Origin of the sequence: Pseudoduganella sp. R-34 (genome assembly GCF_049904655.1) — a bacterium.
Classification (GTDB): domain Bacteria; phylum Pseudomonadota; class Gammaproteobacteria; order Burkholderiales; family Burkholderiaceae_D; genus Rugamonas.
Genome location: NZ_CP184572.1, coordinates 6,494,091 through 6,507,796 on the forward strand (window position 1 = coordinate 6,494,091; position 13,706 = coordinate 6,507,796).

At 64.3% G+C, this 13,706-nt stretch carries 16 protein-coding genes; 5 read left to right on the plus strand and 11 right to left on the minus strand.

Annotation, left to right across the window (positions count from 1 at the left end):
• Positions 1-56 precede the first annotated feature (56 nt).
• From ACN9MW_RS29780 to leuS, 6 genes are all read right to left on the minus strand, one after another.
• Entirely contained in the window at positions 57-1,247 is a 1,191-nt protein-coding gene (locus ACN9MW_RS29780; protein ID WP_426165738.1) for a THUMP domain-containing class I SAM-dependent RNA methyltransferase, read from the minus strand.
• 133 nt (positions 1,248-1,380) lie between these two features.
• Positions 1,381-1,797: a CopD family protein gene (locus ACN9MW_RS29785; protein ID WP_426165740.1), complete on the minus strand. Its 417-nt coding sequence runs from the start codon at positions 1,795-1,797 to the stop codon at positions 1,381-1,383.
• 2 nt (positions 1,798-1,799) lie between these two features.
• Positions 1,800-3,071 carry a glutamate-5-semialdehyde dehydrogenase gene (locus ACN9MW_RS29790; protein WP_426165742.1) on the minus strand — a complete coding sequence of 424 codons (1,272 nt, stop codon included), beginning with the start codon at positions 3,069-3,071 and terminating at the stop codon, positions 1,800-1,802.
• 4 nt (positions 3,072-3,075) lie between these two features.
• Positions 3,076-4,092: a DNA polymerase III subunit delta gene (gene holA / locus ACN9MW_RS29795; RefSeq protein ID WP_426165744.1), complete on the minus strand. Its 1,017-nt coding sequence runs from the start codon at positions 4,090-4,092 to the stop codon at positions 3,076-3,078.
• Between the two features lie 9 nt (positions 4,093-4,101).
• On the minus strand, positions 4,102-4,743 hold the full coding sequence (gene lptE, locus ACN9MW_RS29800) for an LPS assembly lipoprotein LptE (RefSeq protein ID WP_426165746.1): 642 nt from the start codon (positions 4,741-4,743) through the stop codon (positions 4,102-4,104).
• 7 nt (positions 4,744-4,750) lie between these two features.
• On the minus strand, positions 4,751-7,381 hold the full coding sequence (gene leuS, locus ACN9MW_RS29805; RefSeq protein WP_426165748.1) for a leucine--tRNA ligase: 2,631 nt from the start codon (positions 7,379-7,381) through the stop codon (positions 4,751-4,753).
• A gap of 69 nt (positions 7,382-7,450) precedes the next feature.
• Between leuS and ACN9MW_RS29810 the strand changes: the two genes are divergently transcribed.
• The 4 genes from ACN9MW_RS29810 (at position 7,451) to map (ending at position 10,314) form a co-directional block, all read left to right on the plus strand.
• Positions 7,451-8,278 carry a DUF6597 domain-containing transcriptional factor gene (locus ACN9MW_RS29810; RefSeq protein WP_426165750.1) on the plus strand — a complete coding sequence of 276 codons (828 nt, stop codon included), beginning with the start codon at positions 7,451-7,453 and terminating at the stop codon, positions 8,276-8,278.
• A gap of 206 nt (positions 8,279-8,484) precedes the next feature.
• On the plus strand, positions 8,485-9,066 hold the full coding sequence (locus ACN9MW_RS29815; protein WP_426165752.1) for a hypothetical protein: 582 nt from the start codon (positions 8,485-8,487) through the stop codon (positions 9,064-9,066).
• Positions 9,067-9,141: 75 nt separating this feature from the next.
• A complete protein-coding gene (locus tag ACN9MW_RS29820) occupies positions 9,142-9,507 on the plus strand; it encodes a VOC family protein (RefSeq protein ID WP_426165754.1) in 366 nt (121 codons plus the stop codon).
• A gap of 15 nt (positions 9,508-9,522) precedes the next feature.
• Entirely contained in the window at positions 9,523-10,314 is a 792-nt protein-coding gene (gene map / locus ACN9MW_RS29825) for a type I methionyl aminopeptidase (RefSeq protein WP_426165756.1), read from the plus strand.
• A 92-nt stretch (positions 10,315-10,406) separates the two neighbouring features.
• On the opposite strand, the gene ACN9MW_RS29830 is transcribed toward map, so the two are convergent.
• From ACN9MW_RS29830 to ACN9MW_RS29850, 5 genes are read right to left on the minus strand one after another with little or no spacing between them, the layout of a single operon-like run.
• Positions 10,407-10,724: a barstar family protein gene (locus tag ACN9MW_RS29830; RefSeq protein WP_426165758.1), complete on the minus strand. Its 318-nt coding sequence runs from the start codon at positions 10,722-10,724 to the stop codon at positions 10,407-10,409.
• Positions 10,724-11,146: an ExbD/TolR family protein gene (locus ACN9MW_RS29835; RefSeq protein WP_426165760.1), complete on the minus strand. Its 423-nt coding sequence runs from the start codon at positions 11,144-11,146 to the stop codon at positions 10,724-10,726. The genes ACN9MW_RS29830 and ACN9MW_RS29835 overlap by 1 nt, the downstream gene beginning before the upstream one ends.
• Before the next feature lie 4 nt (positions 11,147-11,150).
• The gene (locus ACN9MW_RS29840; protein WP_426165762.1) at positions 11,151-11,807 is read right to left on the minus strand and encodes a MotA/TolQ/ExbB proton channel family protein; all 657 of its coding nucleotides are present in this window, start codon (positions 11,805-11,807) and stop codon (positions 11,151-11,153) included.
• Positions 11,808-11,814: 7 nt separating this feature from the next.
• Positions 11,815-12,624 carry a 4-hydroxy-tetrahydrodipicolinate reductase gene (dapB, locus tag ACN9MW_RS29845; RefSeq protein WP_426165764.1) on the minus strand — a complete coding sequence of 270 codons (810 nt, stop codon included), beginning with the start codon at positions 12,622-12,624 and terminating at the stop codon, positions 11,815-11,817.
• 16 nt (positions 12,625-12,640) lie between these two features.
• Complete coding sequence (locus ACN9MW_RS29850; RefSeq protein WP_426165766.1) at positions 12,641-13,168, minus strand: outer membrane protein assembly factor BamE; 528 nt, start codon at positions 13,166-13,168, stop codon at positions 12,641-12,643.
• Between the two features lie 106 nt (positions 13,169-13,274).
• On the opposite strand from ACN9MW_RS29850, the gene fur reads away from it, so the two are divergent.
• Entirely contained in the window at positions 13,275-13,703 is a 429-nt protein-coding gene (gene fur, locus ACN9MW_RS29855) for a ferric iron uptake transcriptional regulator (RefSeq protein WP_090439976.1), read from the plus strand.
• The last annotated feature ends 3 nt before the right edge of the window (positions 13,704-13,706 follow it).

Here is a 13,706-nt window from a genome sequence, read left to right on the forward strand (position 1 = left end):
GACCCCGACTTAAGCAGCCGAGCCCGTGTCCGATTGCCAGACCTGACCCCGACTTTTTACTCGCTAGCGGGCTTGCGGTTGAATCCGGCCACCATGTCGAAGCGGAACAGGCGGCATTCCAGCGCGCCGTTGAAGAACGGCGTCTTGCGCGATTCTTTCAGGCGCAGCATCTTCGGCAGGCCCAGGTCGGCGGTGAACAGGTAGGCGGTCCAGCCGGAGAAGCGCTGCTTGAGGGTGGTGGAAAACGCGCTGTAGAAGCTTTTCGCCAGCTCGTCTTCTTCCAGGCTGGCGTCGCCGCGCACGCCGATCCGCTCGCCATACGGCGGGTTGGTCAAGAGGATGCCGGGCTCCTTGGTCGGTGCCTGCACCTGCTGCGCTTCGATCTGCTTGAGCGGCACGTCGAACAGGATGCCGGCGCTCTTCAGGTTGTGGCGCGCCATCGCCACCATGTCGCCGGAAATGTCGGAGCCGAAAATGGTCGGTTCGGCCGGCAGCGGGTTGGGCTTGAAGTCGGTCTTCATCTTCTGCCACGGCTCGGGGTCGAAGTCGTGGAATTTTTCGAAGGCGAAGCGGCGGCGGGCGCCGGGCGGGATCCCTTGCACCATCTGGGCGGCTTCGCACAGGATGGTGCCGGAGCCGCACATCGGGTCGAACAGCGGCACGCCCGGCTTCCAGCCGGACACGCGCAGCAGGCCGGCGGCCAGGTTTTCGCGCAGCGGGGCGTCGCCGGTCTCGGTGCGCCAGCCGCGCTTGAACAGCGCTTCGCCGGAGGTGTCGAGGTAGACCATGAACTGGCGCTGGTCGAGGAAGCCGAAGATGCGCATGTCGGGCTCGCGCGTGTTGACCGAGGGGCGCTTGCCGTACATGTCGCGGAAGCGGTCGCACACGGCGTCCTTGATCTTCAGCGTGGTGAATTCCAGCGACTTCAGCGGCGACTTGATGGCGGTGACGTCGACGCGGATGGTGTGGTGGATGCCGAACCATTCTTCCCACGGCTGGCCCAGCACCAGGTCGTAGATGTCGTTTTCGTTCTGGTAGTGGCACACGCCCATGCGCATCAGGACGCGCGAGGCGATGCGCGAGTGCAGGTTGATGCGGTAGGCGTCGTACAGGTCGCCGGAGGCGTGTACGCCGCCGGGGACCTGGTTGTGGACCTTCATGGTCGGGCTCATGGCCGCGATTTCGGTCAGTTCTTCCGCCAAGGCGGCTTCCAGGCCGCGCGGGCATGGGCAGAAATAGGATGGCATGTTGGGGGACCCTTTATCCGTTGTAAAAATCAAAACCGGTACATCGGTGTCTGACCCGCAGGGTCAGACACCGTTACGCGGCTGTCCCGGGCCTGGTGTCTGACCCTGCGGGTCAGACACCGGTTTGCCGGTTTTAGAAAGGCTTGACGACCACCAGGATGACAATCGCCAAGAGCATCAGCACCGGCACTTCATTGAACCACCGGTAAAACACATGGCCGCGCACATTGGCGCCGCGTTCAAACTTCTTCAGCAGCGCGCCGCAGGCGTGGTGGTAGCCCAGCAGCAGGAACACGAAGAACAACTTGGCGTGCAGCCAGCCCGGCATCTTCGCGCCGTACTGCAGCACCACCAGCCAGATGCCGAACACCACCGCCGGCAGCGCCAGCATGGTGGTGAAGCGGTACAGCTTGCGCGCCATCGTCAGCAGGCGTTCGGATGCCGGGCCCGGCGTTTCCATCGCCAGGTTGACGAAAATGCGCGGCAGGTAGAACAGCCCGGACATCCAGGACACGATGAAGACGATATGCAGCGCTTTGATCCAGAGCATATTTATTTTCTAGTTTCGCCGTGGCCGAACACCACGTATTTGAGGGAAGTCAGGCCTTCCAGGCCGACCGGGCCGCGCGCGTGCAGCTTGTCGTTGGAAATGCCGATCTCGGCGCCCAGGCCGTATTCGAAGCCGTCGGCAAAACGGGTCGAGGCGTTGATCATCACCGACGAGGAATCGACTTCGCGCAGGAAGCGCATCGCGGCCGAGTAATCCTCGGTGACGATGGCTTCGGTGTGCTTGGACGACCAGGTGTTGCAGTGCTCGATGGCGGCGTCCAGCCCGTCCACCACGCGCACCGCCAGGATCGGCGCCAGGTATTCGGTGGCCCAGTCTTCTTCGCTGGCGTGCGCCAGGTGCGGGTAGCCGGCAGCGGCCAGGATGGCGTGGCTTTCCGCGTCGGCGCGCAGCTCGACCTGCTCGGTGGCGTAGCGCGCGGCCAGCTGCGGCAGCACCTCGGCGGCGATGGGGCGCGCCACCAGCAGCGTTTCCATCGTGTTGCAGGTGCCGTAGCGGTGGCATTTCGCGTTGAAGCCGATGTCGAGCGCCTTGGCCATGTCGGCCCTGGCGTCGATGTAGACGTGGCAGATGCCGTCCAGGTGCTTGATCATCGGCACCGTGGCTTCTTCCATCAGGCGCGCGATCAGGCCCTTGCCGCCGCGCGGCACGATGACGTCGACGTACTGCGGCATGGTGATCAGGGCGCCGACGGCGGCGCGGTCGGTGGTGTCGACCACCTGCACTCCGTCAGCGGGCAGGCCGGCGCCTTGCAGGCCTTCGGCGACCAGCTTGGCCAGGGCGCGGTTGCAGTGGATCGCTTCCGAGCCGCCGCGCAGGATGGTGGCGTTGCCGCTCTTGATGCACAGGCCGGCCGCGTCCACCGTCACGTTGGGACGCGCTTCGTAGATGATGCCGATCACGCCCAGCGGCACGCGCATCTGGCCCACCTGGATGCCGGACGGGCGGATTTTCACGTTCGAGATTTCGCCCACCGGGTCGGGCAGCGAGACGATCTGGCGCAGGCCTTCCACCATGGTGGCAATGGCCTTGTCGCTCAGCGCCAGGCGGTCCAGCATGGCCGGCGCCAGGCCAGCGGCGCGCGCGGCGGCCAGGTCCTGCTCGTTGGCGGCGCGCAGGGCCGGCGCCTCGCGCTCGATGGCCTCGGCGATCAGTTGCAACGCGCGGTTGCGCGTGGCGCTGTCGGCGCGCGCCATGCCGCGCGATGCGGCGCGGGCGCGGCGCCCGATGTCTTGCATGTACTGCTTGATGTCCATTTGTTTACCCTCTTGCAACGCGCAAAGCCAATTGCAGCATGGCGTCCCACTGGTCGCCGGCGAACGCCTTGGCGCGCAGGCCCTTGACCATGCGGTCGACCTGGGCGGCCTGCTGCATCGCCGCCTCCAGGGTGGGCAGCGAGATGCGGCGCAGCGCCGGCTCCATCAGCCGTTCGCGCGGGCCCCAGATGCGGTATTCCTTCAGGAGCGCCGGCAGCGGACGGCCCTGGGCCATGCCTGCCTTTAATTTTAGCAGCGTGCGGATTTCTTCGGAGACGGCCCACAACACCAGCGGCAGCGCTTCGCCTTCGCCTTTCAAGCCTTCGAGCATGCGGATCAGGCGCGCGGTGTCGCCGGAGAGCATGGCTTCGGACAGCTTGAACACGTCGTAGCGCGCCACATTGAGCACGGCATCCTGCACCTGCTCGTGGGCCAGCTTGCCCGGCTCGTGCAGCAAGCCGAGTTTCTGGATTTCCTGGTGTGCCGCCAGCAGGTTGCCTTCAACGCGGTCGGCGATGAAGTCCAGGCTGGCGCGCTCCGCGCTCTGCCCTTGTGCGGCAAGGCGGTTCGCAATCCATCCCGGCAGCGCATTGCGCTCGATGCTCGGGATGTCGATGTACACGGCGGCCTGCTGCAAGGCCGCTACCCACGCAGCCTTCTGCGTCTGCCAGTCCAGCTTGGGCAGGGTGATCAGCGTGAGGTTGTCGGGGGACAGGTCTTTCGCGTAAGCCTGCAGGGCGGCGCCGCCGTCCTTGCCCGGCTTGCCGGTCGGGATGCGCAGTTCGATCAACTTCTTGTCGCCAAACAGGCTCATGGCCTGGTTGGCGGCCAACAGCTCGCCCCACTTGAAATTGCGCTCCACGGTCAGCACGTCGCGCTCGGAATAGCCTTGCGCGCGCGCGGCGCGGCGGATCTTGTCGGCCGCCTCCAGCGCCAGCAAGTGCTCGTCGCTGGTGATCACGTACAGCGGGGCCAGCGTCCTGGCGACGTGCTGGTCGAGGGCGTCGGCGCGCAACTGCATGGCGCGCCTTTAACGGACCGGCGGCGCGGCCGGCGCGGTAGGGGCGGTGACGTCGGGCGCCGACAGCACGCCTGGCAGCACGCCGGACGGGGTGGGCGCCGGCGCCGGGCTACCGAGCTTGATGGCGGCCATGCGGCGCATCATCTGCTGCACCAGGTCGGCCTGCATGTCCTTGTACAGCAAGGCTTCTTCCTGCTCTTTCGCCAGCAGCTGGGTTTCGCTGAAGGTGATCGGGCGGCCCAGCACGATATTGGTCGGCGCCAGCAGTTCGTTGCCGGCCTTGTCGGTCACGCGGAACAGGATGTTATAGCTGAGCAGGTATTCGCGCACGCGGCCATTGCTGTTCAAGGACAGGATCGACTTGGTGCGGGTTTTTTCCGGATTGGTCAGCACTTCGATCACGCCGTCCGCTTCGGCCTTGCTCGACACCACGGTGGTGTGGCCGTTGACGCGGATATTGCGCTTGAGCTCAATCGCCAGCGGCGACGACTCCGGCAAGCCCACATACATGGCGTTGAACGGCAGCGTGTACGTGCCGCCGGCGCCGCGCAGGTGGAAGCCGCAGCCGGTGGCCACGGCAGCCATGCCCAGCGCGGCCAGCGCCAGCATGGAGCGGCGCAGGGCGCCGCGGGAGTTCAGAGTCGTCGTCATCTTTGCCTTACACCACGATATTGACCAATTTGCCCGGTACCACGATGACCTTCTTCGGCGCGCCTTCCAGGAACTTCTGCACGCTTTCCTCGGCCAGCGCGGCGGCTTCGATGGCGGCCTTGTCGGCGGCCTTCGGCACTTTCACGCTGCCGCGCAGCTTGCCGTTCACCTGGATCATCAGCTCGATTTCGGACTGCTCCAGCGCGGCCGGGTCGACCTGCGGCCATTGCGCGTCCAGGATGTCGCCATGGTTTTTACCATAGCCCATTTCCTGCCACAGCACGTGGGTGATGTGCGGCGCCACGGGATTCAGCAGGCGCAGGAAGATGGCGTAGCCTTCGGCCAGCACGGCCGGCTCGACGCCCTTGGCCGATTCCAGGGTATTCAGCATCTTCATGCAGGCCGACACCACGGTGTTGTACTGGATGCGCTTGATGTCGTAGTCGGCCTGCTGCAGCACCTTGTGCACTTCGCGGCGCAGCGCCTTGCCGTCGTCGGTGGCGGCAGCGGCAGCCAGCGGCGAACCGGCGGCGCGGATCGCGTCGCGCTGGGCGAAGCCGAAGTTCCACACGCGCTTCAGGTAGCGGTTGGCGCCTTCCACGCCGGAACCGGACCATTCCAGGGTCTGCTCAGGCGGCGAAGCGAACATGGTGAACAGGCGCGCGGTGTCGGCGCCGTACTGTTCGATCTGTACCTGCGGGTCGATGCCGTTGTTCTTGGACTTGGACATCTTCTCGATGCCGCCCAGGCTGACCGGCTGGCCGTCGGCCTTCAGCACGGCCGATACAGGACGGCCGCGGTCGTCGGTGGTCAGCGTCACGTCATCCGGGTTGAACCAGTGCTTCTTGCCGGAGGCTTCTTCGCGGTAGTAGGTCTCGTTCAGCACCATGCCTTGCGTCAGCAGGTTGGTGAACGGCTCGTCGAACTTGACCAGGCCGAAGTCGCGCATCACCTTGGTCCAGAAGCGCGCGTACAGCAGGTGCAGCACGGCGTGCTCGATGCCGCCGATGTACTGGTCCATCGGCATCCAGTAGTCGTTGCGCGCGTCGATCATGGCCTTGTCGGAACCCGGCGAGGTATAGCGCATGTAGTACCAGCACGAGTCGACGAAGGTGTCCATGGTGTCGGTCTCGCGGCGCGCAGGCTTGCCGCATTTCGGGCAGTCGCACTTGAGGAAGGCTTCATGCTTGTTCAGCGGGTTGCCGGTGCCGTCCGGCACGCAGTCTTCCGGCAGCACCACCGGCAGGTCCTTCTCAGGCACCGGCACCGAGCCGCAGGACTCGCAGTGGATCATCGGGATCGGGGTGCCCCAGTAGCGCTGGCGCGAAATGCCCCAGTCGCGCAGGCGGAAGGTGGTCTTCTTCTCGCCCAGGCCCTTGGCGGCCAGGTCGGCGGCGATGGCTTCCAGCGCTTCGCTGTAGCGCAGGCCGTCGTACTTGCCGGAGTTGGTGACCACGGAGACGGCCTTGTCGCCGTACCATTCCTGCCAGGCGTCGTCGGAATACGACTGGCCTTCAGCGGCGATCACCTGCTTGATTGGCAGATTGTATTTTTTGGCGAAGGCGAAATCGCGCTCGTCGTGCGCCGGCACGCCCATCACGGCGCCGTCGCCGTAGGTCATCAGGACGTAGTTGCCGATCCAGACTTCCACCTGCTCGCCGGTGATCGGGTGGGTCACGAACAGGCCGGTCGGCATGCCCTTCTTCTCCATCGTTGCCATGTCGGCTTCGATCACGGAGCCCATCTTGCATTCGGCGATGAAGGCTTGCAGTTCCGGCTTGTTTTGCGCGGCGTGGGCGGCCAACGGGTGCTCGGCGGCCACGGCGCAGAAGGTCACGCCCATGATGGTGTCAGGGCGGGTGGTGAACACGAACAGCTTGCCGTCGTTGATCAACTGGCCGTCGCCGCCGGCGATGTTGTGCGGGAAGGCGAAGCGCACGCCGGTCGACTTGCCGATCCAGTTCGACTGCATGATGCGCACGCGCTCAGGCCAGCCTGGCAGCTTGTTGTCGACGTAGTCCAGCAGCTCGTCGGCATAGTCGGTGATGCGCACGTAGTACATCGGGATTTCGCGCTTTTCGATCAGCGCGCCCGAACGCCAGCCCTTGCCGTCGACCACCTGCTCGTTGGCCAGCACGGTCTGGTCGACCGGGTCCCAGTTCACGGTGCCGGTCTTCTGGTAGATGATGCCTTTTTCCAGCATCTTCAGGAACATCCACTGGTTCCACTTGTAGTACTCGGGCTTGCAGGCAGCCATCTCGCGCGACCAGTCGATCGCCAGGCCCATCGACTGCATCTGCTCTTTCATGTGGTCGATATTGGAATAGGTCCACTTGGCTGGCGGCACATTGTTGGCCATGGCCGCATTTTCGGCCGGCATGCCGAAGGCGTCCCAGCCCATCGGCATCAGCACGTTGTAGCCGTTCATCCGTAAGTAGCGGTACATCACGTCATTGATCGTATAGTTGCGCACGTGGCCCATGTGCAGCTTGCCCGATGGGTAAGGCAGCATCGAGCAAGCGTAATACTTGCCTTTTGGGAAACGCGGGTCGTTTTCGACGGCTTTGTAGGCGTCGATCGCCTTCCAGTGCGATTGGGCGGCTTTTTCGACTTCTGCTGGACTATATTTTTCTTGCATGATGGAGCGCACTAAAATTGGTGGATATGAACCCTTCATTATAACAATGCATTGGTGCGGCGCGTCAGAATGAGATATCAGGAATTTCCGCCCCCGCCGGGGCTGGCCGGGCTGGTCGACTGCCTGTGGCTGTCCGAAGCCCCTGCCGCGCCTGCCGACCCGGCGCTTTTGCCCGTCGCGCACCGCGTTTTGCCGGACAATTGCACCGATATCCTGTGGCAGGACAGCGGCAATGCCTTCTTCGTCGGCATGATGAGCACGTGGTTCGATGTGTCGGCGGCGCGCCGCGTGCGCACGGTAGCGGTGCGCTTCCGCCCGGGCGCAGCCAGCCTGTTCGTGGGGCCGGTGCCGCTGGCGAGCCTCATCGACCAGCGCGCCGGCCTGGACCAGCTTTGGGGCCGCTCGGCGGCGGACCGGTTCGGCGACAAGCTTTGGTCGGTCGCGCGCAGCGATGCGGAACGCTTGGCGCTGCTGACGGAAGCGCTTTACGCCCGCCTTTCGCTTGCCCCGGCCGGCGCGCGCGCCGCCAGCGCCCTTGCCTCGCGCGTGGCAGCTGCCGCGCCAGCCGGCCAGTCGCTCGCCCTGCATGCCGTGGCGCAGCTTGAAGCCAGCGGCGGCGCCTTGCGCGTCGAATCGCTGGCAGCGGCGCTGGGCGTTTCGCGCCAGTACCTCGCCAACCAGTTCCGCGACCATGTCGGCCTGTCGCCCAAACTCTTCGCCCGCATCTGCCGCTTCCGGGCCGCCCGCGCTGCCGCCCTTGCGGCCGAGCCTGGACGGCATGGCCACGACTGGGCCACCCTGGCCCTCGACAGCGGCTACTTCGACCAATCCCACCTGATCCGCGATTTCCAGGACTTCACCGGCGCCTCGCCCGACGTCCATTTGGGTAATCGGTAAGCCGCCACGCCCTGTCGCGAGAAAGTGCGATTTTGGGGTCAAATTGGCCTGACCAAACCGCTATTTTCTGCGATTTTCGGGAACTTTCCGTGATTTCGCATGTCTAAAAGAAAAAATCACGGAAAAGGCCTAAAAATCGCACGAAATAGCGGTTTGGTCAGGCCAATTCAGGGCAAAAATCGCACTTTCTCGCGAAGGAGAAAAAGATGACACCGAATCTATGTATCGCCATTTCCGCGCCCACTTTACGCGCCCTGCTCGACTTTCAAAGCGAGCACGACCAAGAAGCCGACCCAGCCGACTTGGCCGACCAAGTCATCCGCAACTGGCTGCACTATCAGCGCGAGCTCGCCAAAACAGTGGGCCAGCGCGGTTACTTCTGGAAGAAGCTATTCCTTCCTGATGGCACTCGGCTACGGGTTTCCAACCATATGACCACGCGCTATGCCGCTGTCGTGGGTGACGACCTCGTCTACGAAAGCATGACCATTTCCCCGAACCGGTTTGCACAAATGACGCTGGGGTCAGCACGCAATGCCTGGGAAGTCGTCTATGTTCAGATGCCAGGCCAGCGTGAGTGGAAGCTCGCGCTACGTCTGCGCTACGCACTGGAAGCCGACGAGCGGCGAGCGGCCAACCGCCCAGCCACGCCACCATCCGCTGTCGCGCCGCCACCGGCCGCGCCGCGCAACTTGCCCATTGCGACGCTGCATGCGCCCCAGTTACGCCCCGACTGCGAAGAACGGCGCAAGGCGTACCGCCGCGCAGAAGACCTCCTGCTCGACTAGTTTCCATTTTTCCAATCGCAGCCGCGGCCGGCATGGCAAGATGCGGCCATCAACCACCCACTGGAGGAGAACACCATGATCAAAGGCCTGCGCACCGCGATTTACCCCACCCCCGACCTGGCAGCCGGCAAAGCCTGGTACAGCAAGGTATTCCAGAAGGAGCCCTACTTCGACCAGCCCTTCTACGTCGGCTTTGAAATTGGCGGCTTCGAGCTGGGCCTGCTGCCGGACGGCGAACCCGGCAAGGCCGGCAGCCAGGTCTACTGGGGCGTGGAAGACATTGCCAAAGAAGTCCAGCGCATCCTCGCACTGGGAGCAAGCACTCACTCAGAAATCCAGGAAGTGGGCGAAGGCATCAAGGTGGCCGAGCTGGCCGACCCGTTCGGCAATGTCCTCGGCCTGATTGAAAACCCGCATTTCGACAGGGCCAAGGTCGCGTGATACCATGCACCCCCTATGCGCAAACGCAATAACAAATCCATCCTGATCAAGACGCCCGACCAGGTCGAGCTGGCCCGCGTGGCCGGCCAACTGGCGGCCGACGTGCTGACCTTCATCGCACCGCACGTCAAGCCGGGCGTCTCGACCGCCCAGCTGGACCAGCTGTGCAACGACTACATCGTCAACACCCAGAAAGTCATCCCGGCCAACGTCGGCTACGGCGGCTTCACCGGCACCGTCTGCACCTCGGTCAACGAGGTGGTATGCCACGGCATCCCGACCCCGAAGAAGGTGCTGAAGGATGGCGACATCATCAACATCGACGTGGCCGTCATCAAGGACGAATGGTTCGGCGACACCAGCCGCATGTACTACGTCGGCACGCCGTCGAAAGCGGCGCAGAAGCTGTGCGAAGTGACGTATGACGCGATGTGGGCCGGCATTCGCGCGGTCAAGCCGGGCAACCGCCTGGGCGACGTCGGGAACGCGATCCAGAAGCTGGCCGAAGCGGCCGGCTACAGCGTGGTGCGCGACTATTGCGGCCACGGCATCGGCATGGTGTATCACGAAGACCCGCAGGTGCTGCATTACGGCCGCCCGGGCACCGGGCTGCTGCTGGAGCCGGGCATGGTGTTTACCATCGAGCCGATGATCAACGCCGGCAAGCACGCCACGCGCGCACTGCCGGACGGCTGGACCGTGGTCACGGCCGACAGGTCGCTGTCGGCGCAGTGGGAGCATATGGTGGCGGTGACCGAGACCGGCTTCGACGTGTTGACGCTGGCGCCCGGCGAGCAAAACCGGTAATTCGATGTCTGACCCGCAGGGTCAGACACCTGGCCTGCGGCGGCCGCGTACCGGGTGTCTGACCCTGCGGGTCAGACACCGGTTTACCGGTTCTAGCGCAAAGTCAGTTTCAACGCCGGCTTCTCGCCATAATCCTCATAGCGCTCATTGATCCCGCCGACGCAATAGCTGATCTCTTCCAGCAAATCCCCCGGCATCTTCCTCGCATCGGTAATGACAATCTCCAGCACCTCATTCGGCTTGAGCCGGAAGCGCGTCATATTGTCCTCATCGCGCAGATAAGACAGGCAATCCACCCAGGCATCAATCGTCGCGCCATACCCCGACGGGAACCCGAGTTCCGCCTGGCAGGCAGCATGAAAAGCCGCCTCATCGCCGATTACGGCCCCGTTTAACGTAGCAACAGCCATTATTTCTTTTCCTTCGGATCGGTGACGAAACCAAGACGGGTCAGGCCATGCGACTGCGCCGCCGCCATCACCTGCGCCACCACTTCATAGCGGGTATCCTTGTCCGCCCGCAGCTGCAACTCCGGCTGCTGCGGCAAGCCCGCCGCCTCGGCCAGGCGCTCCTCAAGCTCGCCCGGCTGCAAGGCATCGTTATTCCAGTAAACCGTGCCGGCGGCATCGATGGCCAGGGTCACGGTATCGGCCTCCTGCTGCAGCGCCTTGGCCTGCGCCTTGGGCAGTTCCAGCTGAACTGCATTGGTAAACATCGGCGCGCTGATGATGAAGATCACCAGCAGCACCAGCATCACGTCCACCATCGGCGTGACGTTGATGTCCGCCATGGATTCCTTCTGCCGGTGATGGTTGAAGGAGCCGAATGCCATCAGTTCAATCCCTGGCCAGGTAAGCGTGCAAGTCGTGCGCGAAGGCGTCGAGCTCGGACAGCGTGATGCGGTTGATGCGGTTAAAGCCGTTATACGCCAGCACCGCCGGAATCGCCACGGTCAGGCCGACGCCGGTCATGATCAGCGCCTCGCCCACCGGACCGGCCACCTTGTCGATCTGCACCGTGCCCTGCGCCGACACCGCCGCCAGCGCGTGGTAGATGCCCCACACGGTGCCCAGCAAGCCGACAAACGGCGCGGTCGACGCGATCGACGCCAGCAAGGTCAGGCCCGATTCCAGCCGCGTGGTCGAGACATGGATCGCATCGCGCAGCACGCGCGTGACCTGCTCCGAGCGCCCCATTTCGGCGGCGATGCTGCCGCCCTTGGCGTGCGCCAGCTGGTGCGCCCCGGCCTGCGCCACAGCCGCAAAGATTCGCTCCTGGTCGCGCGCCACCATCAGCGCCACGCCATCGGCCACCGAGGGCGCGTCCCAGAACGCCTGCACCACCGGCGCCGCGCGCCGGATGCGCCACGAGGCCCAGCCCTTCCACAGGATGAAGAACCATGATGCCAGCGACATCGCCAGCAGCAGGTAGGCCACGGCATGGCTGATCGCATCGCCGCGCTGCCAGTAGCTGGCGAAGGTAAAGTGCTCCATCAGCCGATCAGCCGTTCAGGCCCAGCACGTCGTACATATCGTACAAGCCGGTCTTCTTGTCGGCCAGCCATTGTGCCGCGCGCAGCGAGCCGTTGGCGTAGTGCTGGCGCGAAGAGGACTTGTGGCTGATTTCAATGCGCTCGCCCTCGGTGGCAAACATCACGGTATGGTCGCCGATGATGTCGCCGCCGCGCACGGTGGCAAAGCCGATCGAGGACGGATCGCGCGGGCCGGTCACGCCTTCGCGCGCGAACACGCCGCACTCCTTCAGGTCGCGCCCCAGCGCATCGGCAATCACCTCGCCCATTTTCAGCGCGGTGCCGGACGGCGCATCGACCTTGTGGCGGTGGTGCGCCTCGATGATCTCGATGTCGTAGCCCAGGTCGAACTGCTTGGCGGCGAACTCCAGCAGCTTCAGCGTCACGTTGACGCCCACGCTCATGTTCGGCGCGAACACGATCGCGGTCTTTTGCGCCGCTGCCGCGATGGCCGCCTTGCCCGCTTCATCGAAGCCGGTGGTGCCGATCACCATCTTCACGCCATGCTCGGCGCAGTAGGCCAGGTGGGCCAGGGTCCCTTCCGGGCGGGTGAAGTCGATCAGCACGTCGGCGCCGGCCAGACCGGCGGCCAGGTCGGCGGTGATGGCCACGCCGGCCGGCTGGCCGGTAAAGGCAGCGGCATCGCTGCCCAGGGCCGGCGCGCCTTCGCGGTCCAGCGCGCCGGACAGGCGTGCCTCGGGCGCCTTCTGCACCGCCTCGATCAACATATGGCCCATGCGGCCGCTGGCGCCGGCGATGGCGATATTCAGTTGCGTCATCTCGCTGTTTCCTCGGTTATTGCTTGGTGCCCGATTCCTGGCCGCCCGGCAGCGGCGCCTTGCCCGGCGCCAGGTTGCCCTTGGCATCCTCGGACTTCTTGAATTCCTTGATCGGGCCGGCGATGCGCGCGATGTATTCCTGTTCGGTCGGCAGGTCGCCGCCCTCGAAGCTGGCCACCTTGTCATCCTGGTCGAAGAACACCACCACCGTGCTGGTGGTCAGCTCGCCATTGCCCTTGGCCAGGCGGAACGGGTAGTCCCAGCGCTTGCCGTGGAAGGCATCGGCCATCAGCGGCGTGCCGAGCAGGAACTTGACCTGGTCCTTCGTCATGCCGTTCTTGAGCTGGGCCAGCATCTCCTTCGACACGAAATTGCCCTGCTGGATATCGGGGCGGTAGGGCGAGAAGAACCACAGGAATTTCTGCGTCTTGGTGATCTGGGTGGTCTGGGCCCCCTGCGAGGCTTCCACCGGGGCCACGGTGGCTGGCTTGCTGGCGCAGGCAGCCAACAGGGCGGCAGCCAGCAGCGGAGTGCTACGTTGCAACAAAGACAGCGGGGTCAAACGCATATTATGCATACCTCAATTCCGTGAGCAGAAGTGCCTAAAACGCTATATCATAAAGCACTTCCCGCAACTGACGTTAGCAAACATGAGTAACAGCCCTACCGACCTGAAGGCCTCCGGCCTGAAGGCTACCCTGCCGCGCCTGAAGATCCTCGATATTTTCCAGAGCAGCCCCGTGCGCCACCTGACGGCGGAAGACGTGTACAAGCTGCTGCTGGCCGAAAACATGGACGTCGGCCTGGCCACGGTGTACCGCGTGCTGACCCAGTTCGAACAGGCCGGCTTGCTCAACCGCAACCATTTCGAAAGCGGCAAGGCGATTTTCGAGCTCAACGAAGGCTCGCACCACGACCACCTGGTCTGCCTCGATTGCGGCCGGGTGGAAGAATTCGTCGACGAAGAGATTGAAAAGCGCCAGCAAAGCATCGCCGCCGAGCGCGGCTTCAAGATCGCCGAACACGCGCTGGCCATCTACGGCAGCTGCACCAAGGTCAACTGCCCGCACAAGCATTGATTT

What these genes read in the sequence shown, in the direction of transcription:
- ACN9MW_RS29780 (WP_426165738.1), bottom strand. Translation starts at nt 1,247, where the DNA reads ATGCCATCCTATTTCTGCCCATGCCCGCGCGGCCTGGAAGCCGCCTTG.
- ACN9MW_RS29785 (WP_426165740.1), bottom strand. Translation starts at nt 1,797, where the DNA reads ATGCTCTGGATCAAAGCGCTGCATATCGTCTTCATCGTGTCCTGGATG.
- ACN9MW_RS29790 (WP_426165742.1), bottom strand. Translation starts at nt 3,071, where the DNA reads ATGGACATCAAGCAGTACATGCAAGACATCGGGCGCCGCGCCCGCGCC.
- holA (WP_426165744.1), bottom strand. Translation starts at nt 4,092, where the DNA reads ATGCAGTTGCGCGCCGACGCCCTCGACCAGCACGTCGCCAGGACGCTG.
- lptE (WP_426165746.1), bottom strand. Translation starts at nt 4,743, where the DNA reads ATGACGACGACTCTGAACTCCCGCGGCGCCCTGCGCCGCTCCATGCTG.
- leuS (WP_426165748.1), bottom strand. Translation starts at nt 7,381, where the DNA reads ATGCAAGAAAAATATAGTCCAGCAGAAGTCGAAAAAGCCGCCCAATCG.
- ACN9MW_RS29810 (WP_426165750.1), top strand. Translation starts at nt 7,451, where the DNA reads ATGAGATATCAGGAATTTCCGCCCCCGCCGGGGCTGGCCGGGCTGGTC.
- ACN9MW_RS29815 (WP_426165752.1), top strand. Translation starts at nt 8,485, where the DNA reads ATGACACCGAATCTATGTATCGCCATTTCCGCGCCCACTTTACGCGCC.
- ACN9MW_RS29820 (WP_426165754.1), top strand. Translation starts at nt 9,142, where the DNA reads ATGATCAAAGGCCTGCGCACCGCGATTTACCCCACCCCCGACCTGGCA.
- map (WP_426165756.1), top strand. Translation starts at nt 9,523, where the DNA reads ATGCGCAAACGCAATAACAAATCCATCCTGATCAAGACGCCCGACCAG.
- ACN9MW_RS29830 (WP_426165758.1), bottom strand. Translation starts at nt 10,724, where the DNA reads ATGGCTGTTGCTACGTTAAACGGGGCCGTAATCGGCGATGAGGCGGCT.
- ACN9MW_RS29835 (WP_426165760.1), bottom strand. Translation starts at nt 11,146, where the DNA reads ATGGCATTCGGCTCCTTCAACCATCACCGGCAGAAGGAATCCATGGCG.
- ACN9MW_RS29840 (WP_426165762.1), bottom strand. Translation starts at nt 11,807, where the DNA reads ATGGAGCACTTTACCTTCGCCAGCTACTGGCAGCGCGGCGATGCGATC.
- dapB (WP_426165764.1), bottom strand. Translation starts at nt 12,624, where the DNA reads ATGACGCAACTGAATATCGCCATCGCCGGCGCCAGCGGCCGCATGGGC.
- fur (WP_090439976.1), top strand. Translation starts at nt 13,275, where the DNA reads ATGAGTAACAGCCCTACCGACCTGAAGGCCTCCGGCCTGAAGGCTACC.